This is a genomic window from Salmonella sp. NW38 (genome assembly GCF_051807745.1).
Taxonomy (GTDB): Bacteria; Pseudomonadota; Gammaproteobacteria; order Enterobacterales; family Enterobacteriaceae; genus Salmonella; species Salmonella enterica.
In genome coordinates this window covers 134,129-160,015 of sequence record NZ_JAMMTO010000001.1, presented here as the reverse complement: position 1 = coordinate 160,015, position 25,887 = coordinate 134,129, and the positions used below count along the sequence as shown (strand labels likewise).

Annotated in this window: 27 protein-coding genes; 9 read left to right on the top strand and 18 right to left on the bottom strand. The window is 52.5% G+C overall.

The features are described 5' to 3' along the window. Window positions 1-15 precede the first annotated feature (15 nt). Entirely contained in the window at window positions 16-981 is a 966-nt protein-coding gene (ldtC, locus tag NA624_RS00820; RefSeq protein WP_000482962.1) for a L,D-transpeptidase LdtC, read from the top strand. Window positions 982-1,077: 96 nt separating this feature from the next. Here ldtC and bhsA read toward each other — a convergent pair whose 3' ends face one another. Beyond that, window positions 1,078-1,335, bottom strand: coding sequence for a multiple stress resistance protein BhsA (bhsA, locus tag NA624_RS00815; RefSeq protein WP_000800161.1), 258 nt, complete (start codon window positions 1,333-1,335; stop codon window positions 1,078-1,080). 241 nt (window positions 1,336-1,576) lie between these two features. On the opposite strand from bhsA, the gene comR reads away from it, so the two are divergent. After that, window positions 1,577-2,212 (top strand): TetR family copper-responsive transcriptional repressor ComR, encoded by a 636-nt coding sequence (comR, locus tag NA624_RS00810; protein WP_000205986.1) that lies wholly within the window; start codon window positions 1,577-1,579, stop codon window positions 2,210-2,212. 73 nt (window positions 2,213-2,285) lie between these two features. Here comR and NA624_RS00805 read toward each other — a convergent pair whose 3' ends face one another. The 8 genes from NA624_RS00805 to hinT all read right to left on the bottom strand — a co-directional run bounded on the left by NA624_RS00805 (window position 2,286) and on the right by hinT (window position 8,359). Beyond that, window positions 2,286-2,825: a glycine zipper 2TM domain-containing protein gene (locus NA624_RS00805; protein WP_001043449.1), complete on the bottom strand. Its 540-nt coding sequence runs from the start codon at window positions 2,823-2,825 to the stop codon at window positions 2,286-2,288. Between the two features lie 178 nt (window positions 2,826-3,003). Next, a complete protein-coding gene (ndh, locus tag NA624_RS00800; RefSeq protein ID WP_000211053.1) occupies window positions 3,004-4,308 on the bottom strand; it encodes an NADH-quinone dehydrogenase in 1,305 nt (434 codons plus the stop codon). A gap of 254 nt (window positions 4,309-4,562) precedes the next feature. Then, entirely contained in the window at window positions 4,563-5,105 is a 543-nt protein-coding gene (gene ycfP, locus NA624_RS00795) for an alpha/beta hydrolase YcfP (RefSeq protein ID WP_000587945.1), read from the bottom strand. A 24-nt stretch (window positions 5,106-5,129) separates the two neighbouring features. Beyond that, window positions 5,130-6,155, bottom strand: coding sequence for a beta-N-acetylhexosaminidase (gene nagZ / locus NA624_RS00790; RefSeq protein ID WP_000529336.1), 1,026 nt, complete (start codon window positions 6,153-6,155; stop codon window positions 5,130-5,132). A 10-nt stretch (window positions 6,156-6,165) separates the two neighbouring features. Further along, the gene (gene thiK / locus NA624_RS00785) at window positions 6,166-6,990 is read right to left on the bottom strand and encodes a thiamine kinase (RefSeq protein ID WP_001257338.1); all 825 of its coding nucleotides are present in this window, start codon (window positions 6,988-6,990) and stop codon (window positions 6,166-6,168) included. Further along, a complete protein-coding gene (gene lpoB / locus NA624_RS00780) occupies window positions 6,971-7,609 on the bottom strand; it encodes a penicillin-binding protein activator LpoB (protein WP_000164359.1) in 639 nt (212 codons plus the stop codon). The genes thiK and lpoB overlap by 20 nt, the downstream gene beginning before the upstream one ends. A 13-nt stretch (window positions 7,610-7,622) precedes the next feature. Beyond that, window positions 7,623-7,997 (bottom strand): YcfL family protein, encoded by a 375-nt coding sequence (locus NA624_RS00775; RefSeq protein ID WP_000589563.1) that lies wholly within the window; start codon window positions 7,995-7,997, stop codon window positions 7,623-7,625. Between the two features lie 2 nt (window positions 7,998-7,999). After that, on the bottom strand, window positions 8,000-8,359 hold the full coding sequence (gene hinT / locus NA624_RS00770; RefSeq protein ID WP_001532068.1) for a purine nucleoside phosphoramidase: 360 nt from the start codon (window positions 8,357-8,359) through the stop codon (window positions 8,000-8,002). Between the two features lie 341 nt (window positions 8,360-8,700). Between hinT and fhuE the strand changes: the two genes are divergently transcribed. Next, the gene (gene fhuE / locus NA624_RS00765) at window positions 8,701-10,875 is read left to right on the top strand and encodes a ferric-rhodotorulic acid/ferric-coprogen receptor FhuE (protein WP_000008422.1); all 2,175 of its coding nucleotides are present in this window, start codon (window positions 8,701-8,703) and stop codon (window positions 10,873-10,875) included. Between the two features lie 84 nt (window positions 10,876-10,959). On the opposite strand, the gene ptsG is transcribed toward fhuE, so the two are convergent. The 6 genes from ptsG to pabC all read right to left on the bottom strand — a co-directional run bounded on the left by ptsG (window position 10,960) and on the right by pabC (window position 16,962). Beyond that, window positions 10,960-12,393, bottom strand: a complete 1,434-nt coding sequence (gene ptsG / locus NA624_RS00760; protein ID WP_000475705.1) for a PTS glucose transporter subunit IIBC — start codon at window positions 12,391-12,393, stop codon at window positions 10,960-10,962. Between the two features lie 294 nt (window positions 12,394-12,687). Next, a complete protein-coding gene (locus NA624_RS00755; RefSeq protein WP_000480268.1) occupies window positions 12,688-13,485 on the bottom strand; it encodes a metal-dependent hydrolase in 798 nt (265 codons plus the stop codon). A 10-nt stretch (window positions 13,486-13,495) separates the two neighbouring features. After that, a complete protein-coding gene (gene holB / locus NA624_RS00750; protein ID WP_000872440.1) occupies window positions 13,496-14,500 on the bottom strand; it encodes a DNA polymerase III subunit delta' in 1,005 nt (334 codons plus the stop codon). Beyond that, entirely contained in the window at window positions 14,497-15,138 is a 642-nt protein-coding gene (gene tmk / locus NA624_RS00745; protein WP_000535399.1) for a dTMP kinase, read from the bottom strand. Before tmk ends, holB begins: the two co-directional genes overlap by 4 nt. Continuing rightward, window positions 15,128-16,150, bottom strand: coding sequence for a cell division protein YceG (gene yceG, locus NA624_RS00740; protein WP_000736461.1), 1,023 nt, complete (start codon window positions 16,148-16,150; stop codon window positions 15,128-15,130). Before yceG ends, tmk begins: the two co-directional genes overlap by 11 nt. Before the next feature lie 2 nt (window positions 16,151-16,152). Then, a complete protein-coding gene (pabC, locus tag NA624_RS00735) occupies window positions 16,153-16,962 on the bottom strand; it encodes an aminodeoxychorismate lyase (protein ID WP_000280842.1) in 810 nt (269 codons plus the stop codon). Window positions 16,963-17,376: 414 nt separating this feature from the next. On the opposite strand from pabC, the gene NA624_RS00730 reads away from it, so the two are divergent. The 6 genes from NA624_RS00730 (at window position 17,377) to NA624_RS00705 (ending at window position 23,360) form a co-directional block, all read left to right on the top strand. Next, the gene (locus NA624_RS00730; protein ID WP_000676517.1) at window positions 17,377-17,919 is read left to right on the top strand and encodes a fimbrial protein; all 543 of its coding nucleotides are present in this window, start codon (window positions 17,377-17,379) and stop codon (window positions 17,917-17,919) included. Between the two features lie 75 nt (window positions 17,920-17,994). Beyond that, entirely contained in the window at window positions 17,995-18,672 is a 678-nt protein-coding gene (locus NA624_RS00725) for a fimbrial biogenesis chaperone (protein WP_001046274.1), read from the top strand. 23 nt (window positions 18,673-18,695) lie between these two features. Next, window positions 18,696-21,251 carry a fimbria/pilus outer membrane usher protein gene (locus tag NA624_RS00720; RefSeq protein ID WP_000990586.1) on the top strand — a complete coding sequence of 852 codons (2,556 nt, stop codon included), beginning with the start codon at window positions 18,696-18,698 and terminating at the stop codon, window positions 21,249-21,251. A gap of 37 nt (window positions 21,252-21,288) precedes the next feature. Further along, window positions 21,289-22,287 (top strand): fimbrial protein, encoded by a 999-nt coding sequence (locus NA624_RS00715; RefSeq protein ID WP_000754357.1) that lies wholly within the window; start codon window positions 21,289-21,291, stop codon window positions 22,285-22,287. A gap of 12 nt (window positions 22,288-22,299) precedes the next feature. Further along, window positions 22,300-22,821 (top strand): fimbrial protein, encoded by a 522-nt coding sequence (locus tag NA624_RS00710; RefSeq protein ID WP_012513009.1) that lies wholly within the window; start codon window positions 22,300-22,302, stop codon window positions 22,819-22,821. Window positions 22,822-22,835: 14 nt separating this feature from the next. Further along, window positions 22,836-23,360, top strand: coding sequence for a fimbrial protein (locus tag NA624_RS00705; protein WP_000068580.1), 525 nt, complete (start codon window positions 22,836-22,838; stop codon window positions 23,358-23,360). Between the two features lie 70 nt (window positions 23,361-23,430). On the opposite strand, the gene fabF is transcribed toward NA624_RS00705, so the two are convergent. From fabF to fabG, 3 genes are all read right to left on the bottom strand, one after another. After that, window positions 23,431-24,672, bottom strand: a complete 1,242-nt coding sequence (fabF, locus tag NA624_RS00700) for a beta-ketoacyl-ACP synthase II (RefSeq protein WP_000044666.1) — start codon at window positions 24,670-24,672, stop codon at window positions 23,431-23,433. An 85-nt stretch (window positions 24,673-24,757) separates the two neighbouring features. Then, window positions 24,758-24,994: an acyl carrier protein gene (acpP, locus tag NA624_RS00695; RefSeq protein WP_000103754.1), complete on the bottom strand. Its 237-nt coding sequence runs from the start codon at window positions 24,992-24,994 to the stop codon at window positions 24,758-24,760. Window positions 24,995-25,149: 155 nt separating this feature from the next. Further along, window positions 25,150-25,884, bottom strand: coding sequence for a 3-oxoacyl-ACP reductase FabG (fabG, locus tag NA624_RS00690; RefSeq protein WP_000007236.1), 735 nt, complete (start codon window positions 25,882-25,884; stop codon window positions 25,150-25,152). Window positions 25,885-25,887 lie beyond the last annotated feature (3 nt).

The following is a 25,887-nucleotide window of genomic DNA, read 5'->3' as shown; positions in this document are numbered from 1 at the left end:
CATGGGTTTATTATAATGTTCAACAATACGCGACTCTCTCGCTGGTGGGCGTTGTTTGCGCTTACCGCGACCATCATGCTTGCCCTTCCCGCGCAGGCAAATACGTGGCCTCTTCCGCCCCCCGGCAGTCGACTGGTGGGAGAAAATAAATTCCATGTCGTTGAAGACGACGGCGGCTCGCTGGAGGCGATCGCCAAAAAATATAACGTGGGCTTTTTAGCCCTGTTACAGGCCAACCCCGGCATTGATCCTTACGTGCCACGCGCAGGCAGCGTGCTGACGATTCCGCTGCAAACGCTGCTACCGGACGCGCCACGTGAAGGTATCGTCATTAACCTCGCGGAATTACGGCTTTACTATTATCAACCGGGGAAAAATACGGTCACGGTCTACCCTATCGGGATTGGCCAACTGGGCGGCGATACCCTGACGCCAACGATGGTGACGACCATTTCGGATAAACGCGCCAATCCAACCTGGACGCCGACCGCCAATATTCGCGCCCGTTATAAAGCGCAAGGCATCGATCTCCCCGCCGTGGTGCCTGCCGGTCCCGATAACCCAATGGGGCATCACGCGATTCGTTTAGCGGCCTACGGCGGCGTCTATCTGTTACATGGCACGAATGCCGATTTTGGCATTGGTATGCGCGTCAGCTCCGGCTGTATCCGTCTGCGCGACGGTGATATAGAGACATTGTTCCGTCAGGTCACGCCGGGAACCAAAGTGAATATTATCAATACGCCGATTAAAGCCTCGGTGGAGCCAGGCGGCGTGCGACTGGTGGAAGTTCATCAGCCGCTGTCTAAAAATATAGGCGACGATCCGCAGGTGCTGCCGATTGTGCTGAATGGCCCGATGCAGACCTTTAAGGACGCGCCGCAGACCGACGCCGCGGTGATGGAACATGTTATGGAAGTGCGCTCCGGAATGCCGGTGGATGTAACCCGTCAATCAGAGGCGAAACCGCAGTCGCTGTAAGCGTGAATAGCTGACCGACAAAAAAGCCTCGCGATGCATCGCGAGGCTTTCTCTTTTTATTGTGGCAATCGCAGCGGCATTAATGAGGGTTAATGCTTACTTATAGATTACCGCCGTACCGTGAAGGGTATTCGGGCCGGTAACAGAGGTAATACGGAAAGACTTCGCCCCCATCTCCTGCGCTTTTTGCGCCAGCTGATCTTCCAGCGAGCCCAGATTCGTGCCGCCATTCGCGGAAATGGTGCCAAACTTCTGTTGACCTTCTGGCGTTGCCTGAACTTCAACGGCGGCGAAGCTGGCGAATGAGAGCGAACTCAGTACCACAGCAGCGATGAGGGTTTTTACGTTTTTCATAGTGATGACCTTTAGCAGATGAATGGGTGTCGTAAGCATTAACTTAACGATCGATAAGTTAATCATAGATGTGATCTACATCACACGTCAACTTCTTTTTATAATGATCGTTATATAATTTATAAAGATGTTATTTTTCATGTGAATAGAATTGATTTATTTTTCTAATGAATACTCTGGAGCCAGAAGTGGTTTGTTTTTATAATAGAGAGACCGCTCTTTAAACAGGTACAACGGCATCATGACAACGGATACCACGAGTTGCGCGAAGAAAAGCCGTGGCCGACCAAAAGTGTTCGACAGGGAAGCTGCGCTTGATAAGGCCATGACTCTCTTCTGGCAGCACGGCTATGAAGCAACTTCGCTTGCCGATCTCGTAGAGGCTACCGGGGCGAAAGCGCCTACTCTCTATGCGGAATTCACTAACAAAGAAGGATTATTTCGCGCTGTCCTGGATCGCTACATCACTCGCTTTGCCTCAAAGCACGAAGCCCAGCTCTTTTGTGAAGAGAAAAGCGTGGAATCGGCGCTGGAAGATTACTTCACAGAAATTGCCGCCTGCTTTACCAGTACGGACACGCCGGCTGGCTGCTTTATGATTAATACGTCCGCCACCCTCGCCGCCTCCTCGCGCGATATCGCTCGCACGGTAAAATCACGCCACGCCATGCAGGAACAGACGCTCATCCAGTTTTTGCGCCAACGTCAGGAGCGCGGTGAAATTCCGGCGCACTGTAACCCGCAGGCGCTCGCGGAATATATCAACTGTATTTTACAGGGAATGTCGATCAGCGCCCGCGAGGGAGCCACCTTCGAACAACTGATGCAAATTACGCGTACGACCCTGCGCATCTGGCCTGAACTGCTCAAGTCCTGAACGACGCAGCTTCGGATAAAAAAAGCCCCTCAGCCTGAGCGAATGAGGGGCTAACTTGCAGAGTACAGCTTTTTTATGCTTTGTTATTCAGAACCAGTTGACCATTGCCGTCGAGGGGAATTTGCGTTCCGGGGTCTTTATCCATGCGGATTTTGCCCTGCTGATCGCCAATTTTATAGGTCACGTCGTAGCCAAGCATCTTTTCAGATTTGTCATACACCGTCTTACAGCGTTGCTGCGTGGTAGTATAAGTATCACTTTCCTGCATTGATCCCTGGATTTGATTGCCAGCATAACCGCCGCCCAGCGCCCCGACGACCGTCGCCACATCTTTACCACGACCGCCGCCAAATTGATGTCCAATCACGCCGCCTGCTACTGCGCCAAGCACCGAGCCGGCAATACGGTTTTCGTCCTGAACCGGTCTGCGATGCGTGACCGTGACATTACGGCACTCCTGACGCGGCGTTTTTACCGTCTCTTTAATCGGTTTAGCCGATATCACCTGCGCATATTGCGGACCACGATCAAATACGTTGAGACTGGCCACTGCCGCCACACCCAGCGCAGCCGCTACGCCAATCCCTATACCCGCCAACATTGATTTATTCACGGGAGTTCCTCCTTCGTTGCTATTGGTAACAATTTTGCAACCAGTATGCGAACAAAGCCAATCGGAATGAGGATGAAAAATGCGGGATGAGGCGGTAAAGCTGAAGGATTCGGACAACTCCGAAGCGAGTGATGGAGAAGCGCTCACCGGCGCGAGCAGCCGGTGAGGCGCAGAGAAATTAATGCAGTTTCAGGCGCGGACGAATGACGCGGTTAATACTGCCCACCAGCATCATCAGGCCGGTTTTAAAGTATCCATGCAGCGCTATCTGGTGCATACGGTATAGCGAGATATACACGAAGCGGGCGATACGTCCTTCAATCATCATTGAACCGCGGGTCAGGTTCCCCATCAGACTACCCACGGTAGAGAAGTTGGACAGAGAGACCAGCGATCCATGATCTTTATACTGGTAAGCTTTCAGCGGCTTGCCATTCATCTGCGCCAGAATGTTATTCATCGCGCAGGTAGCCATCTGATGCGCCGCCTGAGCGCGAGGCGGCACAAAACCTCCCTCCGGACGTGCGCAGGAAGCGCAGTCGCCAATCGCATAAATATCAGGATCGCGCGTGGTTTGCAGCGTCGGTTCCACCACCAGTTGGTTAATGCGGTTCGTTTCCAGACCACCAATCTCTTTCATAAAATCTGGCGCTTTGATACCCGCCGCCCACACCATCAGATCGGCCTGAATATATTCACCTTCTTTCGTATGCAGACCGCCTTCGTCGGCGCTGGTGACCATAGTTTGCGTCAGCACGCGAACGCCCAGTTTGGTCAGTTCATTATGCGCGGCGCTGGAGATACGCGGTGGCAACGCAGGCAGAATACGCTCGCCAGCCTCAACCAACGTCACGTTCAGCGCGTCGTTGGTCAGACCCTTATAACCATAGCTATGCAGCTGTTTTACCGCATTATGCAGTTCAGCCGACAGCTCAACCCCCGTCGCACCGCCGCCAACGATGGCGATATTGACCTTACCGTTCGCGCCCAGATTAGCCGAATACTTGAGGAACAGGTTCAGCATCTCCTGGTGAAAACGGCGCGCCTGATGCGGGTTATCGAGGAAGATACAGTGCTCTTTCACGCCCGGCGTGTTGAAATCATTAGAGGTGCTGCCCAGCGCCATCACCAGCGTGTCATACGCGATTTTGCGCTCCGGCACCAGCAGTTCGCCCTTTTCATCACGCAGCTCGGCAATGGTGATGGTTTTCGCTTCGCGATCGATATCCATCACCGACCCCAGTTGGAACTGGAAACCATGATTACGCGCATGAGCCAGATAGCTCAGCGCATCCACGCCTTCGTCCAGAGAGCCAGTCGCCACTTCGTGCAGCAATGGTTTCCACAGATGGCTGTGATTTCTGTCTACCAGCGTGATTTTCGCTTTTTTCTTGCGCCCCAGTTTATGGCCTAACTGCGTCGCCATTTCCAGCCCGCCAGCGCCGCCGCCGACAATCACGATCTTTTTTAATGGTGTAGTCAACGTGACCCCCTTAAATTTATTAACCAATTGTTAATTAAAAGTTATTAGCATAGCCTTTAATTAACAACAAGTTACGTTAATGAGAATAAGCTTCTGATATGAGAATAGCATGAACGGTGCATTGGTCATACCAAAATTGATGTGCATCAAGTTTTCATGCTGAAAAGATAGACAGTTTGCGAGAATTGAGCATAAAAAAACCAGCCGCAAGGCTGGTTATCCGGTCACTGATAACGCCATATTGCCGGATGGCGTTATCCCAGCGTTTTAAACGCTTTGATACGTTGCAAATGCGGCGAAATATTTTTGAATTTGTGAGTCTGTTCCTCATCCCACACAATTTCATAATACGGGTGAAGAGCTTGCGCTGAGCGTTGGCTGTCCAGCGCTTCGTCATGACGCGAGAGGATCACCAGACAACGATCGCGATTTTTTTCGCGAAAGTTGGTCACGCACTTTGTGGCGATGTCCGCATATTCTTCCGGGCGATCGATTTTCCCCTCCATGTTTTCATAGGGGAACAGGTTCGGGTTAAAAACCACCTGACGGATATCGCACAAAAAGCCAATCCGCTCCGCCCAGTAACCGCCAAGCCCCACGCCACAGATTAAAGGGCGCTCGTCCACATTCAACTGCAACATTTTGTCCACTTCTTTCAGCAGATGCTGCATATCGTGCTTAGGATGCCGCGTACTGTAGCTTACCAGCCGAACATCCGGGTCGATAAACTGTAATTGCAACACTTTTTCATGGTTGCCCGGACTATTTGAATCAAAACCGTGTAAATAAATAATCATCTGGCACCCTCACGAAAACTCGAGTTAATGACCTGCTTTTTCTTCCTGCCAGCGTTCATGTAACTGGTTGAGCTGGGCGCTGGCTGTTTTCCAGCGTGCTGAGTCCATGAGCTCCCGGCGTGAAAATGAACCTTTATGATACAAACGTGTAACACGTTCTGCTTTGATCGGCGACAGATTATCCAACACGCTGACTGCGCCTTTACGATTATTGCAGACCAGAATCATATCGCAACCCGCATCCAGCGACGCCTGAGCGCGCTCAGCATAGCTGCCCATAATCGCCGCGCCCTCCATCGACAGATCGTCGGAGAAAATGACGCCGTCAAAGCCTAACTCCTGACGCAGCACCGTTTTCAGCCAGTACGGCGAACCGCTTGCCGGGCGTGGATCGATAGCGCGGTAGATCACGTGGGCAGGCATAATCGCATCCAGTTTATTCTCGCTAATCAGCGTGCGGAACACCGACATATCTTTGCCACGGATATCCGTTTCAGGACGTGGATCGCACGGCGTCTCTTTGTGGGAGTCCGCCGTGACCGCGCCGTGGCCGGGGAAATGCTTACCGGTCGTTTTCATCCCGGCGTCATGCATGCCGTCAATAAAGCGCGTTGCCATTGCCAACGCTTTTGCGGGATCGGCATGATAGGAGCGCTCGCCAATTGCCGCGCTGATATGCCCGACGTCCAGCACTGGCGCAAAACTGATATCAATATCCATCGCGATCATTTCGCTGGCCATCAGCCACCCTGCCTCCTGCGCCAGTCGTCCCCCCTCTTGCAGTCCATGCAGCGCAAAAAAAGATTGCGCCGCGGGCAGGCAGGTAAACCCGTCACGGAAACGCTGTACGCGCCCGCCTTCCTGATCGACGGCCACCACCAGATGGTTACGCGATGCCGCCCGAATCTGGCGCACTAATTCGCGCAGCTGTTCCGGGTCATGGTAATTACGCGTGAACAGAATAAGCCCGCCAACCAGCGGATGCGCCAGTATCTCGCGCTCCTCCGCATCCAGCTCACATCCTTCGACATTCAACATTACTGGGCCCACACTGCTCTCCTTATCCTTTCATACGTAGCTGGCGCCAGGTTTCATCGGCCAGCCTGATAAATTGTTGCTCGCCGGTTTGTCGCCAGCGGTATTCGAACCACCCTGCTTTTAGCATAATGACCCACGGGTGCCATAATCGTATCTGTCGCCATAGCTGCCGAGCGTCGATTCGCGCGCGCGCGGCATAAGCGTCTGCCAGTTGCCGGTGCTGGCGTTCATCCTCAACCCATACTGCCGCCAGCTCCAACGCAATATCGCCGTCTCCGGCATACTCCCAGTCAATCAGTCTCAACCCGGCGGGCGTTAATACTATATTGTCGCCATGGACATCCATATGCAAAGGCGCGAGCCGCAGCGGGCGAGGTTCTCCGTTTTTTTGCAACTGTTTGAGCCGCCGCAACCAAAACGGCGTACGCCTTGCCGGATCGCAACACGACCAGTACTGCGCCAATAGTGGCGATAGCGCGATACGCCAGCCAAAACGCGGCTGTTGATGCAAATGATACAGTAAGGCCGCCAGTTCGTCGGCATCTGGCAGAGCGGAATTTACCACACCATGCAGATATTCTACCGCCATCCAGCCTGGCGTATAAAAAAGCGCTCGCGGCGCAAGACTGGCCGGCAATTGGGATAAGGCGCGGTAATGACGTAAAAAATGGGCTGGTGGAGCGTCGGGGTCGTGATGACGACGCAGCACGACACGGTGAGTATCGTGGTCAATAATACAGCTCCCGCCGCTTAGCCCCTGCGATGCGGCGACGGCGGGACGATACTGGGGAAAATAGCGCGACAGGATCTCGTCGCGCGTTAAGGGATTATTGTTGTTGGACCGCACCTTTACCTGACCAGATTATCTCGCCCGTTTGCACCAGCATTAACTGCATCTGTAATGCAGGCGCGTTAACGTTACCGGATGCGCTGGAGTAAAGTACATATTGCGCCCCGACATTGCGCGCAATGCCAATAGCTTTACTGCGCGTTCCCAGACTATCCTGCGGAGACAACCCTAACTGTTGTTTTGCCATCGAGAGTTGCTGTACGGAGACCAGCGTAAATTTACCGTTGTTCGCCAGCGCATTACGTAACGTTTCCGTTGCCTCGTTCGCATTTAACGACCCATTTGTCCGGTTATTCACGCTGTCGACAAGCAATACGCTTCCGGCCGTCACGCCATCAGCCTGCAACATTTTGCTGACCAGCGGTTGCATCGCGCCGTTCCAGTCATAGTGGCGCACCTTAGGCGCTGGCTGGCCCGTTTGATCTTCATGTTCGATCGGCCCCGGTTGCTGTGGAATGGTTGGCACAGACGGCACAACAGGAGGCTGTGGTGGCTGCGCGGGTTGTTCTGGCGCTGGTTTTACCTCTTCAACTGGCGCAGGTTGACGTTGCGCCATACACCCGGAGAGAAATATCGCCAGCGCAGCAATGGCAGCGTAGCGATGCATTTTTGTCATCAAAATTCACTCCTCACAAATAAAGATAAAGCCTGACCTTATGCGCCCCCAGATAATTGGCGCTGCCAAATAGCGTTACCGACGAACGCGCGGGTATGGTTACGCTACGCGGCGCCTCCAGCGGATGCATCTCCAGCCCCCGCGCGTCATACCAGTAAAACCGATAATGAACGGTTATGGGCTCTTGCCTTTCGTTATAGACGCGGGAAGAAGCTGATGGCTGGATATCAGACGCCGTCAGTTCAGGCGGCTCTGCGGTGACCCCCGCCGCCAGAACCGTGGACTCCATCACCAGCGACTGCGCGTCGCTTACCGGAATTTCAGGGTGTGACCGGCAGCCGGTAAGCAGCAGCAAGCCCAGAGAAACCGCGATGCATCCTTTGATCATATTTACAAGCCTTTATGCGCCAGCATCGGGCCTAGCGGGCGGCCGCCCAGTAGGTGCATATGGATATGATAAACCTCCTGGCCCCCATGACGGTTGGTATTCATGATTAAACGATACCCATCTTCGGCAATGCCTTCCTGTTCGGCGATTTTCGCCGCCACGGTGATCATCCGACCTAACGCCTGTTCATGTTCCGCCGTCACGTCATTGACGGTTGGGATCAGAATATTGGGAATAATCAAGATATGCGTCGGCGCCTGCGGTGAAATATCACGAAAGGCGGTGACCAGCTCATCCTGATAAACGATATCCGAAGGGATTTCACGACGAATAATTTTGCTGAATATAGTTTCTTCTGCCACGACGTTTTCCTTTTTCATAATAGCCCTTGCAGCGCACATGCTACGCCGAGCCATACTGCGAGTATAGAGTATGAGCGAGTTACCGACGCTCTTTCAACTTTAACCCACGATTTATTAAGCGAAAAATGACTACATGCTGGACTTACCGTCATATCCCCCTGCCATGACGCCTTTGTACGCTTAAAAAATATTTTTAGTTTGCCTGTTTATACCGTTTTACACATTTAATACAAATGCGTATATTTCTCATTTGCATTTTTATGCGCATTAACTAGCAAAGAATGAAAAGGTTCAACGTCATACGTCCTGAACTTACCCCAATAACAAGCAAGGATTTTCAGATGTCTTTCATTCAATACCGCCGGGACAAACACCTTCAGTCCACCGCCGCACCGTCGCTGTTAGCTATGGGTATGGCGATGGCATTTATGCCTGTCGCCTTCGCGGCTGAGGATACCGTTATTGTCGAGGGCGCGACGACCGCTGACGCCGTAAACCGCGAAGAACAGGATTACAGCGTGAAAACGACCGCAGCGGGCATCAAAATGCCGATGACTCAGCGCGATATCCCGCAGTCGGTCAGTATTGTCAGCCAACAGCGTATGGAAGACCAGCAGTTGCAAACCCTGGGCGAGGTGATGACCAATACGCTGGGGATCAGCGGAAGCCAGGCTGACTCCGATCGCATCAGCTATTACTCGCGCGGGTTTGAAATTGACAACTATATGGTTGACGGTATTCCAACGTATTTTGAGTCCCGCTGGAATCTGGGCGATGCGCTAACGGATACCGCGCTGTATGAGCGCGTGGAGGTGGTTCGCGGCGCGAATGGGCTGATGACCGGAACCGGTAATCCTTCTGCCTCAATAAATATGATTCGTAAACACGCCACCAGTCGGGAGTTCAAAGGTAACGTCTCCACAGAATACGGTAGCTGGAATAAGCAGCGTTACGTCATGGATCTGCAAAGTCCGCTCACCGCAGACGGCAATGTCCGTGGGCGCATCGTGGCGGGTTATCAGAATAATGATTCCTGGCTGGACCGCTATAACAGTGAGAAAGCGTTCTTTTCCGGAATTGTCGATGCCGATCTGGGTGCAACCACTGGCCTTTCAGCCGGTTATGAATATCAAAAAATTGATGTCAATAGCCCGACCTGGGGCGGTCTGCCGCGCTGGAACACCGATGGCAGCAAAAATAGCTATGACCGCGCGCGTAGTACCGCCCCGGACTGGGCTTATAACAACAAAGAGATAAATAAATTCTTCGTCACGCTTAAGCAGCGTTTTGCCGAAAGCTGGCAGGCGACCCTGAATGCGACCCATACTGAGGTCAAATTCGACAGTAAAATGATGTATATCGATGCGTTAGTCGATAAAGAGACAGGTACGCTAGTGAGTCCTTATGGCGCAAGCTACCCCGTGGTCGGCGGTACGGGCTGGAACAGCGGCAAGCGCAAAGTAGATGCCATAGATCTCTTTGCCGATGGCGCTTATGAGCTGTTTGGCCGTCAGCACAATATGATGTTTGGCGGCAGTTATAGTAAGCAGAATAACCGCTATTTTAGCGCCTGGGCGAACGTCTTTCCGGACGACATTGGCAACTTCAGCGCCTTTAACGGTAATTTCCCCCAAACCCACTGGGCGCCACAAAATCTGGCGCAGGACGATACCACGCATATGAAATCGCTGTATGCCGCTACGCGCATTTCGCTGGCCGACCCGCTGCATCTGATTCTTGGCGCTCGTTATACCAACTGGCGTGTTGATACACTGACCTACAGCATGGAGAAAAACCATACCACGCCGTATGCCGGGCTGATTTATGATATCAACGACAACTGGTCCGCTTATGCCAGTTATACCTCTATCTTTCAGCCGCAGAATAAACGCGACAAAGCGGGTCAATATCTGGCTCCGATTACCGGTAATAACTATGAAGCGGGCCTGAAGTCCGACTGGATGAACAGCCGCCTCACCACCACGTTGTCCGTGTTCCGCATTGAGCAGGATAACGTCGCTCAGGCAACCACTATTCCCATCCCTGGCAATAATGGGGAGTTTGCCTGGAAGTCTACTGACGGAACGGTGAGCAAAGGCGTCGAATTCGAAGTGAACGGCGCAATTACCGATAACTGGCAGATGACTTTCGGGGCTACCCGATATGTTGCCGAGGACAATGAAGGTAACGCCGTGAACCCTAATCTCCCGCGCACCAGCGTGAAGTTATTCACCCGCTATCGTCTGCCGGCGATACCGGAGCTGACGGTCGGCGGCGGTGTGAACTGGCAGAATCGGGTTTACAAAGATACCACGACGCCGTACGGCACTTTTCGCGCCGAACAGGGCAGCTATGCGCTGGTCGATCTGTTTACCCGCTATCAGGTGACGAAAAATTTCTCCGTACAGGGAAACATCAACAACCTGTTCGATAAAACCTACGACACCAATATTGATGGTTCCATTGTTTACGGCGCGCCGCGTAACGTCAGCCTCACCGCCAATTATCAGTTCTGACAGACTGTCGGAGAGCGGCATATAAAGCGCCATTAAAAAAGGCAGCCGAATGGCTGCCTTAATTCTCCCCAACATCATTACTGCTTAGCTGTTACGGATGTACTCATCCATTTCCGTTTTCAGGTTATCGGATTTCGTACCGAAAATAGCCTGAACGCCGGAACCCGCGACGACAACGCCTGCCGCGCCCAGTTTCTTCAGGCCAGCCTGATCCACTTTCGCTACATCGGCTACGCTCACGCGCAGACGCGTGATACAGGCATCCAGGTTAGTGATGTTCTCTTTACCGCCAAACGCCGCAACCAAAGCCGGCGCCATTTCGCTGGTCGCGCCCGCTTTTGCGTCATCAGTAGTGTCTTCACGACCCGGCGTTTTCAGATCCAGCGCTTTGATCAGCACGCGGAACACGGTGTAGTACACAATCGCATAACCGGCGCCAACAATCGGGAACAGCCACAATTTGCTGCTGTTACCGGACAGCACGATAAAGTCGATCAGACCGTGGGAGAATGACGTACCGTCACGCATCCCCAGCAGGATACAGATCGGGAATGCCAGACCAGCCAGAATCGCGTGAATAATGTACAGAATCGGCGCCACGAACATGAAGGAGAACTCGATAGGCTCGGTAATACCCGTCAAAAACGAGGTCAGCGCGGCGGAAATCATGATACCGCCCACTTTTGCGCGGTTTTCCGGTTTAGCAGAGTGCCAGATAGCAATGGCCGCAGCCGGCAGACCGTACATTTTGAACAGGAAGCCGCCAGACAACATACCCGCCGTCGGGTCGCCCGCCATATAACGCGGAATGTCGCCGTGGAATACCTGACCCGCTGCGTTGGTGTATTCGCCGATCTGCATCTGGAAAGGAACGTTCCAGATATGATGCAGACCAAACGGCACCAGGCAACGCTCGATAAAACCGTAAATACCAAACGCGACAACCGGGTTCTGATAAGCCGCCCACTGCGAGAACGCCTGGATAGCCGTACCGATTGGCGGCCATACGAAAGACAGCACCACACCGGTAAAAATAGCGGCCAGACCCGAAATGATCGGCACGAAGCGTTTGCCCGCAAAGAAGCCCAGATACTCAGGCAGTTTGATACGGTAGAAGCGGTTAAACATATACGCTGCGATCGCACCGGAGATAATCCCCCCGAGAACACCCGTATCAGCAAGGTGTTTAGCGGCGATCTCTTCAGCAGGTAAATGCAGAACCAGCGGCGCAACCACAGCCATGGTTTTCACCATGATGCCATACGCTACTACCGCCGCCAGAGCCGAAACGCCGTCGTTGTTGGTGAAGCCCAACGCCACGCCGATAGCGAAAATCAGCGGCATATTGGCAAAAACAGATCCGCCCGCTTCTGCCATAACGTGCGATACAACGGCTGGCAGCCAGCTGAAGTTAGCGGAACCGACACCCAGCAGGATACCTGCGATAGGGAGTACGGATACCGGCAGCATCAGCGATTTACCGACCTTTTGCAGGTTAGCAAATGCATTCTTAAACATAATTGAGAGTGCTCCTGAGTATTTGTGCTTTTCTACGTTCTCACGCATTGGCGAGGGGGGAGAACCCCGCCGTGGACAGGACATCTAAGTGCCCTTTTATTTATTACACAGAGTAAAATAAATACGTCTGATTTTGTTTGACGGCTATCACGTTTCAGCGCCAGATAGCCTAAAAAGTATCACATTCTGCCAAAATGAGTTTCCGAATGTTTCCATAAGCTCGCTCACCGCCCCTTTTGTGGCGGTGAACTTTACGCGCTTTGCTTATTAATTACGAGCTTTAAAAAAACTCGTTTAACGGATTGATGACAGGCGAGACGCGTCAATATGGAACAGGCGAGCAAAGTTATCGGTGGTGATCTGCGCCAGTTCTTCAACGGCAACCCCTTTCAATACCGCCATATATTCTGCGACGTCGCGTACCATCGCAGGCTGGTTCTCTTTACCGCGATGCGGCACCGGCGCCAGATAAGGAGAATCGGTCTCGACTAACAACCGATCCAGCGGCACATAGCGCGCCGCATCACGCAACTGTTCAGCGTTACGGAACGTTACGATGCCGGAAAAAGAGATATAAAACCCCAGATCCAACAATTTGCCGGCCGTTTCTCTGTCTTCTGTAAAACAGTGTAGTACGCCGCCGCAATCCGTCACTTTTTCTTCGCGCAGGATAGCCAGCGTATCGGCACGCGCGTCGCGAGTATGGACAATCACCGGTTTATGCAATTCGCGGCCAATCTGGATATGATGAATAAAAGACGCCTGCTGGCGGATTTTGGTCTCAGGCGTGTAAAAATAATCAAGCCCGGTCTCGCCCATCGCCACCACATCGTCTTCTGCAGCAAGGAGGCGCAGTTCTTCTACGTCATACGCTTCATCCTGATTTAACGGATGCACGCCGCAGGAAAAGACCACATTATCGCGCTTGCCCACCAGCTCGCGCATATGGCGATACCCCGGCAGCGTCGTCGCCACCGCTAAACAGAACTTCACATCGCGCGCGGCGGCTTTCGCCAGCACATCGTCCACGTCCTTATGCAAAGATTGATAATCCAGACCATCAAGATGGCAGTGTGAGTCGACTAAAAACATAATGTCTCTCTCAAAGATGAGGAACAGGCAACAAGGTGCCTGGTTGCAGGTAATGCTCGATGCGGAGAATGAGATCGGTTAATACCAGTTCGCGGTTTAATCCGGTCACATGAAGTAATTGATCACGACAATGGCAAACATCGTTCAGGATTGCCTGAATACGCGCCGGGGATAGCGGCCCCGCCAGCGCGGCAACAACCGCGTCCGCATCAACGTTTGTCAGGTACGACGCGCCGTGCTGACGTTTCAGCGCATCAACCAGCAGCGTCGCCAGCCAGTGCAGGCGCGCCGGGGCTTGCTCATGATTGAGCGCCGTTAATAACGCATACCAGTCGCCCGTATGTAAACTGTCCATTAACGCCTGACACAGCGCCTCACGCTGCGCCCAGCGTTCAGACTGCAACAGCGCCAGCGCTGCGCCGGGCGACCCCGCATTCAGGCGTAGCGCCGTGAGCAATGCCTCTTGTGACGCTGTCACTTCTCGCGACAGCCATGACATCGCATACGATTCGGACGGCGGCGCCAGATGATGCAGCCGGCAGCGGCTGCGTAATGTCGCCAACAGACGAGCAGGCTCCGGGCTGGCAAGGAAAAACCAGGTTTGCTCCGGCGGCTCTTCCAGCGTTTTGAGCAACGCATTGGCGGCGGCGTCGGTTAATAGCGCCGCATCCGCAATCCACACCACCTTCGCGCCGCCCAGACGGGAGTGCTCGTACAATTTCTCGCTGACCTCGCGTACCGCATCTACGCCGAGGCTGCTTTTGCCTTTATCCGGCATCAGCGTGTAATAGTCCGGATGCGTGCCAGCCTGCATAAGCTGACAGCCACGGCAATGCCCACAGCTTTTGTGGCCCTCAGGCTGCTGGCATAACAGATAACGGCTCAGCGCATAGCACAGCGCCTCGTCGCCCATGCCAGGTAAGGCCTGAATCAGTAGCGCATGGTGCCCACGTCCCGCCTGGTAACTTTCTACCAGTTTTTCATAGGCGGGCCGTAACCATGGATACCATTTCATGCCGCTTGCTCCTGCACCCACTTCGTCACCGTGGCGCGAATGTCGCGCATGACGGCATCCAGCGGCTGGGTCGCGTCAATGGTGCGGATACGCGAGTCTTGCGCCGCCAGTTCCAGATAGCGCGCGCGAGTCCGGTTAAAGAAATCAAAAGATTCCTGCTCAATGCGATCCAAATCGCCGCGCGCTCTGGCGCGTTTTAGCCCGACTTCCGGCGTGACATCCAGATACAGCGTCAGGTCAGGGCGAAAATCGCCCAGCACGGCATCGCGTAGTGTCGCCAGCATGGTTTGATCAATGCCGCGCCCTCCCCCCTGATACGCCTGGGTCGAGAGATCGTGTCGATCGCCGATCACCCATACGCCTTGCGCCAGCGCGGGTTTGATTACCGTTTCGACGAGCTGTACGCGAGCGGCATAAAACATCAGCACTTCCGCTTTATCGGTAATCACTTCGTCGCCTACCGATCGAATATCCAGCACCAGACTTCTTAGTTTTTCGGCAAGCTGCGTACCGCCCGGCTCACGGGTAAAAATCATGTTACGAATACCCAGTTGCTCAAGGGTCTCCACCACCACGTCGCGCGCAGTGGTTTTTCCGGCGCCTTCCAGGCCCTCGATGACGATATAATTACTGCCCATTTTTTTCCTTAAGCACTTTCAGGTACTCCTGCACTGACCGATTATGGCTGGCAAGATTGGTGTTAAATGTGTGACCGCCTTTACCGTCGGCCACAAAATAGAGATACGGCGTTTTCGCCGGATGCGCCGCCGCCTGCAATGACGCTTCGCTGGGCGATGCAATCGGTCCTGGCGGCAGCCCGGTTATGGTATACGTGTTATAAGCCGTCGGCTTTTCCAGATCCGCACGCGACAAGTTACCATTATAACTCGTCCCCATCCCGTAAATCACGGTGGGATCGGTCTGAAGGCGCATACCGATTCTCAGGCGATTAATAAAGACTGAGGCCACCTGATCGCGTTCGCTGGCGACAGCCGTCTCTTTTTCAATAATCGAGGCCATTGTCACCAGTTGGTTCTGATCTTTATAAGGCAGCCCCTCGGCCCGGCCTTTCCAGACAGTATCGACAGTTTTCACCATCTTTTGATGCGCTCGCTTGAGAATAGCGACATCGCTGGTGTTGGCGGTATACATCCAGGTATCGGGCCAGAACCACCCTTCTACCCATTCAGGATGCGCAAGCTTTAATGCCTGAGCGACAGTGGCGTAGTCATCATCCGGCAATGTATGGCGAATATACGGCGCCTCTCGTAGCTGTTTCAGGTAATCGCTAAGGCGCATCCCTTCCACAAACCGCAACGGGAATTGCGCTTCTTTGCCGCTCTCCAACAACTCAAGCATCTCCCGTACGGTCATCCCCGGCGTAAAACGGTAAGTTCCCGCTTTAAAGTGCGATAACTCAGGCTCCACGCGCAGCAGCCACTGAAATACCCGGGGGCGATTAATGATTTTTTCATCATAAAGCTGGTCGCCAAGCGCCAGCCGCCCCGTTCCCGCCTTGAGCGTAAAGATAGTCTCGTTTTTAATAAGTAATGTGCTGTTCGCCAGATGGCGAACTTTCCACATCCCCACGCCCGCGGCAATACCCAGCACAACCAACAGCAGAAGGAAAACGCCTGACAATTTTTTCATAACTAATTCGGATGCTCACAAAATGGGGCTAAAAATTGAAACAGTGTTCGCGAAGAATACGACGTCCCGTGATAGGCGCGTATGGGAATAATCGGCATTAGCGCGTTGCAGATGATAACCTCATCCGCCTGCCTGACCGCCTCCTCTCTCGCCTGAACTTCAAGGACCTGGAAAGGAGATTGCGCCAGTTGGCGTAAACAAAATTGTCGCATAATGCCGTTCACCCCGGCCTGATCCAGACGCGGCGTAAAAACAATGTCGCCTGTACGCCAGAACAAATTAGCCGCACAGCATTCCGTAACCCATCCCTCGCTGTCAAGAACCAGCGCCTCATCGGCGTCCGTCTGCTCAAGATGAGAGCGAATCAACACCTGTTCGAGGCGGTTCAGATGTTTTAATCCGGCAAGATAAGGATTGCGCCCAAGCGGTATGGGACTAAGGGTAAGAGTGATGCCCTCGTCTTTCCAGCGGGCGTAGTGGGCAGGATAAGGCGACACGCTAAGAATCCGTGTGGGTAATTGACAACTGGCGGCGCTGTAACCGCGTCCGCCTGCGCCGCGGGTAATCATCACTTTCAGCACGCCTTCCCGATGCGGTTGTGCCAGGCAGCGCATCTCTTTTACTAATACATCCCAATCGTTAAAGGGGATCGCCAAACGAGAGCACGTTTCTTCCAGGCGAGCCAGATGACGGGAAAACAAGGCAATCTCCCCCGCCGCGATCCGCGCAGTGGTAAAGCAACCGTCTCCGAACTGCACCCCCCGGTCATTCACCGCGAGTCGTTCAGTGGATTGGCCGTTAATCAGATACATTCATCCTCCAGATAACCGCCCATCAGAGTGTCAGGGGAATGGCCTGCGCGCAAGGACTTTGCCAGCAAGATAACACGTTATTTATCAGGTTTTCCTTATTTTAATAAGAAAAGGCATATTTATGTCAACCATAACAAATAAATTATAGCAATAATATTAATCACAGCACCTTAAATGACGGAATTAATTTATTTAGCGAATATATTTAGCAAAACAAAAAGCATTAATTAGATATTATTTATAGTCATAACTTTCACATATGGTCAAAATGTAATTGGGTATCGTCTGACGTTACCCTATCATATTTAATACTGCAATTAGAAAGTCATAATTAATATATTTATTACTCAAAGCCTATTTATCGTGCGCTGAGTAATATCTACGTATCGAGTCGACCATGAAAGGACATTTTTAATGAAAGGAAAATTTGCCGCTGCCGTATTATTCACCGCAATGGGGCTTGCTTCGACTGCAATGGCTCAGGATGGCCAGGTTAATTTTACCGGCAAAATCATCGAAGCAGGTTGCAAAATTAACGGCAGTGTTACCAGCTCTCAGGATGTCAAGCTGGGCGAGGTCTCTAAAACAGCGTTTACCGCCGCTGGCTCAACGGCAGCAACCACCAAGTTTTCATTGGTATTAACCGCCTGCCCTGCAGATCTGCTGGGGAAACCGGTTTCCGTAAAATATGACGGTATGCCGGACACCCTGAATAACGACTATCTGCAAATTACCGGTTACGGTACTACCGGCGTCGCTAAAGGTGTCGCTATCCAGTTGTTGAATAGCGATACCAGCGAACTGCCGCTGGGTACTGAGTCTAAATCCGTTACCATTGCCTCCGATGCGGCAGAAGAAACGAACCTCGACTTTTTCGCCCGTTATATCGCGACAGAAGATAGCGTATCAGGCGGCGATGCCAACGGCGTCGTTAACTTTACCCTGACCTACAACTAATCGCGCGGAATTTATTCTCTCGTTTCAGTAAACCAATAAAGCCGGATGGACCCGGCTTTGCTTTGGAGATACTCCATGAATAAATATAATTTACTCACTGCCGCCACGCTTATATTCACTACGGCAACCGTACAGGCCGGTGTTATTATCGGCGGAACCCGTATTATTTATAACGGCGATAAAAAAGAAACGTCGATTAGCGTTAAAAATCCGGACCAATCTTCTTATCTCATTCAGTCATGGAGTGACGCCGGGGAAAAAAGCAGCGATAAATCGCCGTTTATGGTCACGCCGCCGCTTTTTCGTTTAGGCGCAGGGCAGGAAAATAATCTGCGAATTCTCCGTACTGGCGGCAATCTGCCGGAAGATCGTGAATCCCTCTACTGGATGAATATTAAGTCGATCCCATCGACGACGGAAAAGCAGGATAACGTTAACACTCTGCAAATTGCGGTGAAAACCCGCATTAAATTAATTTACCGCCCGCAGGCGTTGACGGAGCAACCGGAAAACGTCACCGCGAAGCTGACCTGGCAGCACAGCGGTAACCGTCTTACCGTGACCAATCCCACTGCCTACTATATGAACTTCAGCACGGTGAAGATAGGAACCAGCACCGTGAAAGACGCTACCTATGTCGCGCCGATGAGTTCCGCCAGCTTTACCGCGCCCGCCGAGGCCAGCGGCGACGTAACCTGGACACTTATTAACGATTTCGGCTCTATCGGGTCTGAACACCACACACGCCTGTGAGACCACACCGAAAGGATATCGGGATGAATGCAGACGCATACAAAAAAATAATGACGCTCAGTCGAATCGCCTGCTTTATCGCCCTGCAGTGCGCACTGCCAGCCGGTAACACTGCGTTTGCCCGCGAATATTTTAACCCAGCGCTGCTGGGGATCGACGGGCCGGGAAAAGAGCTTACCGATCTTTCCGCTTTTGAAGAAGGCATCGGCCAAATGCCTGGCACCTATCGTGTTGACGTCATTGTGAATAAATCGTCCGCTGGCGTGCATGACGTTAATTTTGTTATGCAAAAAGATACGGCAGGCAACACCACTCTGCAGCCCTGCTTCAGCGTTGACTCGCTGCGCGAGTTCGGTATTCGTACCGACGCGTTTCCAAATCTTGCTGGTCACGGCGACTGCGCTAACCTGGCGGCGATCCCGCAGGCCAGCGCCGAGTTCGCCTTTGAACGCCAGCAGCTACGGCTGTCTATTCCGCAGGCCGCCGTAGACAGCCATGCCCGCGGCTACGTCGCCCCGGAACGGCTCGATGAGGGCATTAACGCCCTGCTGCTCAACTATAGCTTTTCCGGCGCCAACACCGAAGCGCGCCGCGGCGATATGACCGACTCCGACAGCTATTATCTGAGCCTGCGTCCGGGCCTGAATATTGGCCCCTGGCGCATTCGCAACTACAGCACCTGGAATCGCAACGTCAACGGCGATAGCGCCGATGAAAGCTGGGATTCGCTCTACACCTACGCCCAACGCAATATTATCGCGCTGAAAAGTCAGCTAACATTCGGCGACAGCACCGCGCCCTCCGAGCTGTTTGATAGTGTGCCGTTCCGCGGCGCACAGCTGGCCTCCGACGATGATATGTTGCCCGATAGCCTGCGTGGCTACGCGCCGGTGGTGCGCGGCATCGCCCGTACTAACGCGCAGGTAATTATCAAACAGAATGGTTACACCATTTATCAAAGCTATGTTTCGCCGGGCGCATTTGAGATTACCGATATGTACCCAACCGGCAGCAGCGGCGATCTTGACGTCACAATTAAAGAGGCCGACGGTAGCGAACAGCATCAGACGGTGGCCTTCGCCTCTCTGCCTATTCTGCAGCGCGAAGGGCGGCTGAAGTACAGCGTGACCAGCGGCCAGTATCGCCCCTATGAGAGCGATATTGACAAAAAAATGTTTACCCAGGCCACCTTGATTTATGGCCTGCCAGCCGGGTTTACGGTATATAGCGGGGGCCAGTTCTCACAGCACTACAAGTCCCTGCTCACCGGGCTTGGAAAAAACCTCGGCGAGTTGGGTGCCGTCTCGGTGGATGGCACTCAGGCATGGTCAACGCAAAAAGATCAGGATAAAGAGAGCGGCCAGTCCTGGCGCATCCGTTACAGTAAAAATATTCTCGAAACCGGCACCAATATATCCATTTCCGGTTATAGGTATTCAACATCAGGTTATTACACTCTCCCGGAAGTACTGGATACCTGGCGTGACGACGAGTCGCAAAATAATAACGACCGCCGCCGCAACCGTGCTGAACTTCAGCTTAACCAGAGTATCGGTGAGAACCTGGGGTCACTGTCGCTCAATGCTATTAGCGAAGATTACTGGAACAGTGACCGGAAGATGCGCTCTCTCGGTGTGGGTTACAGTAATAGCTGGGGCGGCGTGACGTACAACATCAATTACAGCTATAACCGCAATACCACCGACAGTGACAATAGCGACAAAATCTACGATGAAGATCAGGTCTTCTCACTGAGCATAAACATCCCGCTCGACCGCTGGTTAAGTCACAGTTACGCCACCTACAACCTGAATACCAGCAAACGGGGCAATACCAACCATACCGTCGGGCTAAACGGGTCAGCATTAGAAGACAATAACCTGAACTGGAGTCTCCAGCAGAGCGAAACGAATCACGGCGAAGGGAATGGCGGTTACGCCAGCCTCGATTATCAGGGGGCCTACGCACGAATGAATGGTGCCTACAGCTATGACAACGACCAGAAACGCGTTAACTACGGCATGGAAGGCGGCATTGTCGCGCACGCGCATGGTGTCACGCTCAGCCAGTCGTTGGGCGAAACCTCAGCACTGGTAGAAGCCCCCGGGGCGAATGGTGTTACGATAAGCAACCAGACGGGTGTAAAAACCGACTTCCGCGGTTACACCGTGGTGCCTTACGTAACGCCGTACCGTGAAACCGCCGTCTCACTGGATACCGAAACGCTGCCTGATGGTGCTGACGTCGACCTGACCAGCCAGATGATTACTCCCACGCGCGGCGCAATTGTACGCGCACATTTTGATACCCGTATCGGTAAAAGGGTACTCATGAATTTGTCGCGTACCCCTACGGGGATGGTGCCATTTGGGGCGCTGGCAACGATAGAAGGTCAACCTGCGGATAAGAGCTTCATCGTGGGTGACCACGGGCAAGTCTATCTTACCGGTGCGCCCGAACGCGGAACCTTAAAGGTAACGTGGGGCCGTACAGCGAATGACACCTGTCACGTAACATTCAATTTAACAGAATTGAATGCGACTGATGGTGTGATGGAAACGCAAGAATCTTGTCGTTAATAACGATGACCATAATCGTCATAAGGAAAACGTATTCGTGAAAAAAACAGTCGGCCTTGCGTTGTTAATATCTGTGTGCCCGTTGATAACGTCCGTTGATGCTCTTGCAGGTATCATAAATACAAGCAGTGCGAATACATCAACTTTACCTTATAAATTCAGCTCCTTTACTATGCCGAGTTCGGCCGGAGGGACAACCTGGTTTGACGACTGGGGGGAACACTGGAAATTGCCAATAATAGCTAGCAGCCAAAAAGGTTATATTGATTTTACTGTGAATGGCGAACCGACAGGGGGAACGACTACTAATGACGCAACGGTGTATAAAACCAATAACCCGGGTGTAGGCATTGCCTATCAAATGACTTACACCCCAGCGGGCGTAGTAACCCCGGATAAAGATTATACGGCTCCATTTCGTTTAGACGTCGATAGTAATGTCAACGCATCCGGCGACCTGATTATTCGCTACATGCTGGTGCGTTTAACGGATGAACTACCGGCGGGCCCCATTACTGAGGTGCCAAGCGTTACTGTTTCTTATCATAACCCAGCGGATAGCGGGTATGGAGATGTGACTTTCGTGGCCCGTTCTGGTGTGGCTAGTCAGCCAAAGTATACGGCTTGTGGAATTAACGCACCAACAGAAATTAAACTCAACCCACTTTATGGGAATAGCCTAAAAACGGGCGCACAAAATAGTATTCAGGCGCCGACGATAACGCTCACAAACTGCCCGGGGGCCATCAATGGTATCTCTTATAATTTTTCCGCAGTCTATGGAGCCCACGACGAGGCCAATGGGGTTCTTAATACTGTGACGGGTGATACCTACGCGAAAAATGTTTATGTGCAGATACAGAATACCGATGGTACGCCTCATACAATTAATTCAGCGATCGCGCTCCAGAATTATAACGGCTCCGGGGATTATGTGTTGCCTGACTTTAAAGTGTCTTATTTTATAGATGATGCTGAAAGCGTAACTGCGGGTAATGTCAAAACAGCCATTGAGCTTAAAGTTACTTACAACTAATAGGGATTATATATGATTGTTACAAACAGGAAAAAGACAGTGGCATTCATCATTGCGCTTGGTTGGTTATTTTCTTCATCCAGTCAGGCTGTCAATATTGATATCAGCGGTACCGTTATCGCCTCACCTTGTGTGGTTAACGGCGGCGATGAGTCTCTCGCTATTAATCTGGGGACCGGGATTCAGGCCAATACTCTGGAAACAAGTGGCAGCACTACCCCATGGGTTGAAAAGACATTGACGCTCACCGATTGCCCAGCCTCCACCACCTCATTTAGCGTAGCCTTTGCTGGCACCGCCGACACGGATACAGACTTCTACAAAAATACCGGCACTGCCACCAACCTGAAGCTTGAGTTAACGGATGACAAAAGCGAGCACGCCTATAAAAATGGCGCTGCTCTGAAGGACATCGCAATCCCATCCGACACGCATGCCTATGACCTGAAACTGCGCTCCCGTGCAGTGGCAACAGGCCTCGTGATGCCAGGCACCATCGAGGGCCAAGTACAGGCAACCTTCACCTACCAGTAATCCAGGACGGGACAATGGCGCAACAGATAAATAAACTGCTCCCCGCGTTGGCCTGTCTATGGGCGGTAAGCAGTATTTATTCCGTGCAGGCAACCGATATTAACCTGAGCGGTATAGTAATTGCTTCTGCCTGCATCGTGGATACGGGCACAAAGGAACAGACGGTCACGTTCCAGCAGGCACGCGCCGTTGATTACCTTAAGGTGGGCGATACCAGTGAGTGGCAGGATTTTGAACTGACCCTCTCCTCCTGCCCGCCATCAACTACTCAGGTGACTGCCCTGTTCAGCGGTGATGCCGACACTGACGATGCCACCAAATTCGCTAACAGCCAGGGCAGCGCTACCGGTATGGCACTGGAAATTATGACCCGCGATCATCAGACGGAAATCTCACCGGCGGATACGCTGGCCGTGAAAGTGAACGGCAATGACCACCGGGCCGTTTTCCCGCTCTCTGCGCGCATGTACACACCGACGGGTCGCGTAACGCCAGGGGAATTCAAGACTGTCGTTCAACTGAACTTTACGTACCAGTAGCCTTCAGATCAAGAATACATAAAAAAGCGGAGCGCCAGGCGCTCCGCTTTTTTATTCATAACAGTACTGACTAGATACGTTTGAAAATCAACGAACCGTTAGTACCGCCAAAGCCAAAGGAGTTACACAGAGCGTACTCCAGATCGCTGACCTGGCGCGCTTCATGCGGCACGAAGTCCAGATCGCAACCTTCATCCGGGTTATCCAGATTAATGGTTGGCGGAATGGCCTGATCGCGCAGCGCCAGAATAGAGAAAATAGACTCTACTGCGCCTGCGGCGCCCAACAGATGGCCGGTCATCGATTTGGTCGAGCTCACCATCACTCGGCTTGCGGCATCGCCAAAGACTGACTTAACCGCCTGCGTCTCAGCTTTGTCGCCGGCAGGCGTCGACGTGCCGTGTGCGTTGACGTAGCCAATCTGAGCAGGCTCAATCGCGGCATCACGCAACGCGTTAACCATCGCCAGCGCAGCGCCTGCGCCATTTTCCGGCGGCGACGTCATATGGTAAGCATCGCTGCTCATACCAAAGCCGACGATTTCAGCATAGATTTTCGCACCACGCGCTTTTGCATGTTCGTACTCTTCAAGCACCAACATACCGGCACCGTCGCCCAGTACAAAACCATCGCGTTCTTTATCCCACGGACGGCTCGCCGCCTGTGGGTTATCGTTGCGGGTCGACAGCGCGCGCGCTGCGCCAAAACCACCTACGCCCAGCGGCGTACTGGCTTTTTCTGCGCCACCTGCCACCATCGCGTCCGCATCGCCATAGGCGATGATACGCGCGGCATGGCCGATGTTATGCACGCCTGAAGTACAGGCAGTCGCAATAGAGATGCTTGGCCCACGCAGGCCATACATGATAGTCAGATGGCCTGCTACCATGTTAACAATCGTCGACGGGACAAAGAACGGGCTAATCTTACGCGGTCCGCCTTTTACCAGCGAACTGTGGTTTTCTTCGATCAGACCGAGACCACCGATACCGGAGCCGATAGCGGCGCCAATACGGCTTGCGTTCTCTTCCGTCACTTCAAGGCCAGAATCCTGCATGGCCTGTACGCCAGCGACAATTCCATATTGAATGAAGGCATCCATCTTGCGCTGTTCTTTGCGCGAGATAATGTCATCACAGTTAAAATCCTTTACTAAGCCAGCAAATTTCGTTGCATAGGCGCTAGTATCGAAATGGTCGATCAGGCTGATGCCACTCTGACCGGCAAGGAGAGCTTTCCAGGTAGACTCTACGGTATTGCCGACAGGAGACAACATGCCCAGTCCGGTCACAACTACACGACGCTTAGACACGGTTGTCCTCCAGGGAGGGAAAATGATTCTAGTGGGACAAAAAGATAAAACTCAGGCGGTCGAATGACCGCCTGGAGATGTTCACTTACGCCTGGTGGCCGTTGATGTAATCAATGGCAGCCTGAACGGTGGTGATTTTCTCAGCTTCTTCGTCCGGAATCTCAGTATCAAACTCTTCTTCCAGAGCCATTACCAGCTCAACGGTGTCAAGAGAATCTGCGCCCAGGTCTTCAACGAAAGAAGCATTGTTGGTTACTTCTTCCTGCTTAACGCCCAGCTGTTCGCCGATAATTTTCTTAACGCGTTCTTCGATAGTGCTCATACTCTTAAATTTCCTATCAAAACTCGCTTTCGCGATGGTTTTCGTAGTGTATAAAATGTTGAAAAATTTGCAACTAAATCCCGGCAGGTCTTACCACGATTTTACGTTATTTTGCGGCCTTTCGCCCTAATAACGCAAATATTTTTCAATCGTGATTAAACCATGTACATTCCGCCGTTGACGTGCAGAGTCTCACCAGTGATGTAACTCGCTTCGTCAGAGGCTAAAAATGCAACCGCACTGGCGATTTCCTGAGCGCCGCCGAGGCGACCCGCAGGCACCTGCGCCAGGATACCCGCACGCTGATCGTCAGACAGCGCACGCGTCATGTCCGTTTCAATAAAACCCGGAGCCACAACATTGACAGTAATACCACGGGACGCAACTTCACGCGCCAGTGATTTACTGAAACCGATCAGGCCCGCTTTCGCCGCAGCGTAGTTTGCCTGACCTGCATTTCCCATGGTACCAACCACAGAACCAATAGTGATAATGCGACCACAACGCTTTTTCATCATAGCGCGCATTACCGCTTTTGACAGGCGGAAAACGGATGATAAATTGGTTTCGATAATATCGTTCCACTCATCATCTTTCATTCGCATCAACAGATTATCACGAGTGATACCGGCATTATTAACCAGGATATCCACTTCACCAAATTCTGCGCGAATATTTTCCAGAACAGATTCAATAGATGCAGGATCGGTCACATTCAACATCAAACCTTTCCCGTTAGCACCTAAATAGTCGCTAATGTTCTTCGCACCATTTTCACTGGTCGCAGTCCCGATAACTTTCGCGCCGCGGGCAACGAGAGTCTCTGCAATTGCGCGGCCTATGCCACGGCTTGCACCAGTCACCAGCGCAATCTTTCCTTCAAAGCTCATGGT

Bases quoted from the DNA above. Each gene is read 5' to 3' on its own strand.
- ldtC (WP_000482962.1), top strand. From the start codon at position 16: ATGTTCAACAATACGCGACTCTCTCGCTGGTGGGCGTTGTTTGCGCTT.
- bhsA (WP_000800161.1), bottom strand. From the start codon at position 1,335: ATGAAAAACGTAAAAACCCTCATCGCTGCTGTGGTACTGAGTTCGCTC.
- comR (WP_000205986.1), top strand. From the start codon at position 1,577: ATGACAACGGATACCACGAGTTGCGCGAAGAAAAGCCGTGGCCGACCA.
- ycfP (WP_000587945.1), bottom strand. From the start codon at position 5,105: ATGATTATTTATTTACACGGTTTTGATTCAAATAGTCCGGGCAACCAT.
- lpoB (WP_000164359.1), bottom strand. From the start codon at position 7,609: ATGACAAAAATGCATCGCTACGCTGCCATTGCTGCGCTGGCGATATTT.
- NA624_RS00775 (WP_000589563.1), bottom strand. From the start codon at position 7,997: ATGATCAAAGGATGCATCGCGGTTTCTCTGGGCTTGCTGCTGCTTACC.
- fhuE (WP_000008422.1), top strand. From the start codon at position 8,701: ATGTCTTTCATTCAATACCGCCGGGACAAACACCTTCAGTCCACCGCC.
- ptsG (WP_000475705.1), bottom strand. From the start codon at position 12,393: ATGTTTAAGAATGCATTTGCTAACCTGCAAAAGGTCGGTAAATCGCTG.
- NA624_RS00755 (WP_000480268.1), bottom strand. From the start codon at position 13,485: ATGTTTTTAGTCGACTCACACTGCCATCTTGATGGTCTGGATTATCAA.
- holB (WP_000872440.1), bottom strand. From the start codon at position 14,500: ATGAAATGGTATCCATGGTTACGGCCCGCCTATGAAAAACTGGTAGAA.
- tmk (WP_000535399.1), bottom strand. From the start codon at position 15,138: ATGGGCAGTAATTATATCGTCATCGAGGGCCTGGAAGGCGCCGGAAAA.
- yceG (WP_000736461.1), bottom strand. From the start codon at position 16,150: ATGAAAAAATTGTCAGGCGTTTTCCTTCTGCTGTTGGTTGTGCTGGGT.
- pabC (WP_000280842.1), bottom strand. From the start codon at position 16,962: ATGTATCTGATTAACGGCCAATCCACTGAACGACTCGCGGTGAATGAC.
- NA624_RS00730 (WP_000676517.1), top strand. From the start codon at position 17,377: ATGAAAGGAAAATTTGCCGCTGCCGTATTATTCACCGCAATGGGGCTT.
- NA624_RS00725 (WP_001046274.1), top strand. From the start codon at position 17,995: ATGAATAAATATAATTTACTCACTGCCGCCACGCTTATATTCACTACG.
- NA624_RS00720 (WP_000990586.1), top strand. From the start codon at position 18,696: ATGAATGCAGACGCATACAAAAAAATAATGACGCTCAGTCGAATCGCC.
- NA624_RS00710 (WP_012513009.1), top strand. From the start codon at position 22,300: ATGATTGTTACAAACAGGAAAAAGACAGTGGCATTCATCATTGCGCTT.
- NA624_RS00705 (WP_000068580.1), top strand. From the start codon at position 22,836: ATGGCGCAACAGATAAATAAACTGCTCCCCGCGTTGGCCTGTCTATGG.
- acpP (WP_000103754.1), bottom strand. From the start codon at position 24,994: ATGAGCACTATCGAAGAACGCGTTAAGAAAATTATCGGCGAACAGCTG.
- fabG (WP_000007236.1), bottom strand. From the start codon at position 25,884: ATGAGCTTTGAAGGAAAGATTGCGCTGGTGACTGGTGCAAGCCGTGGC.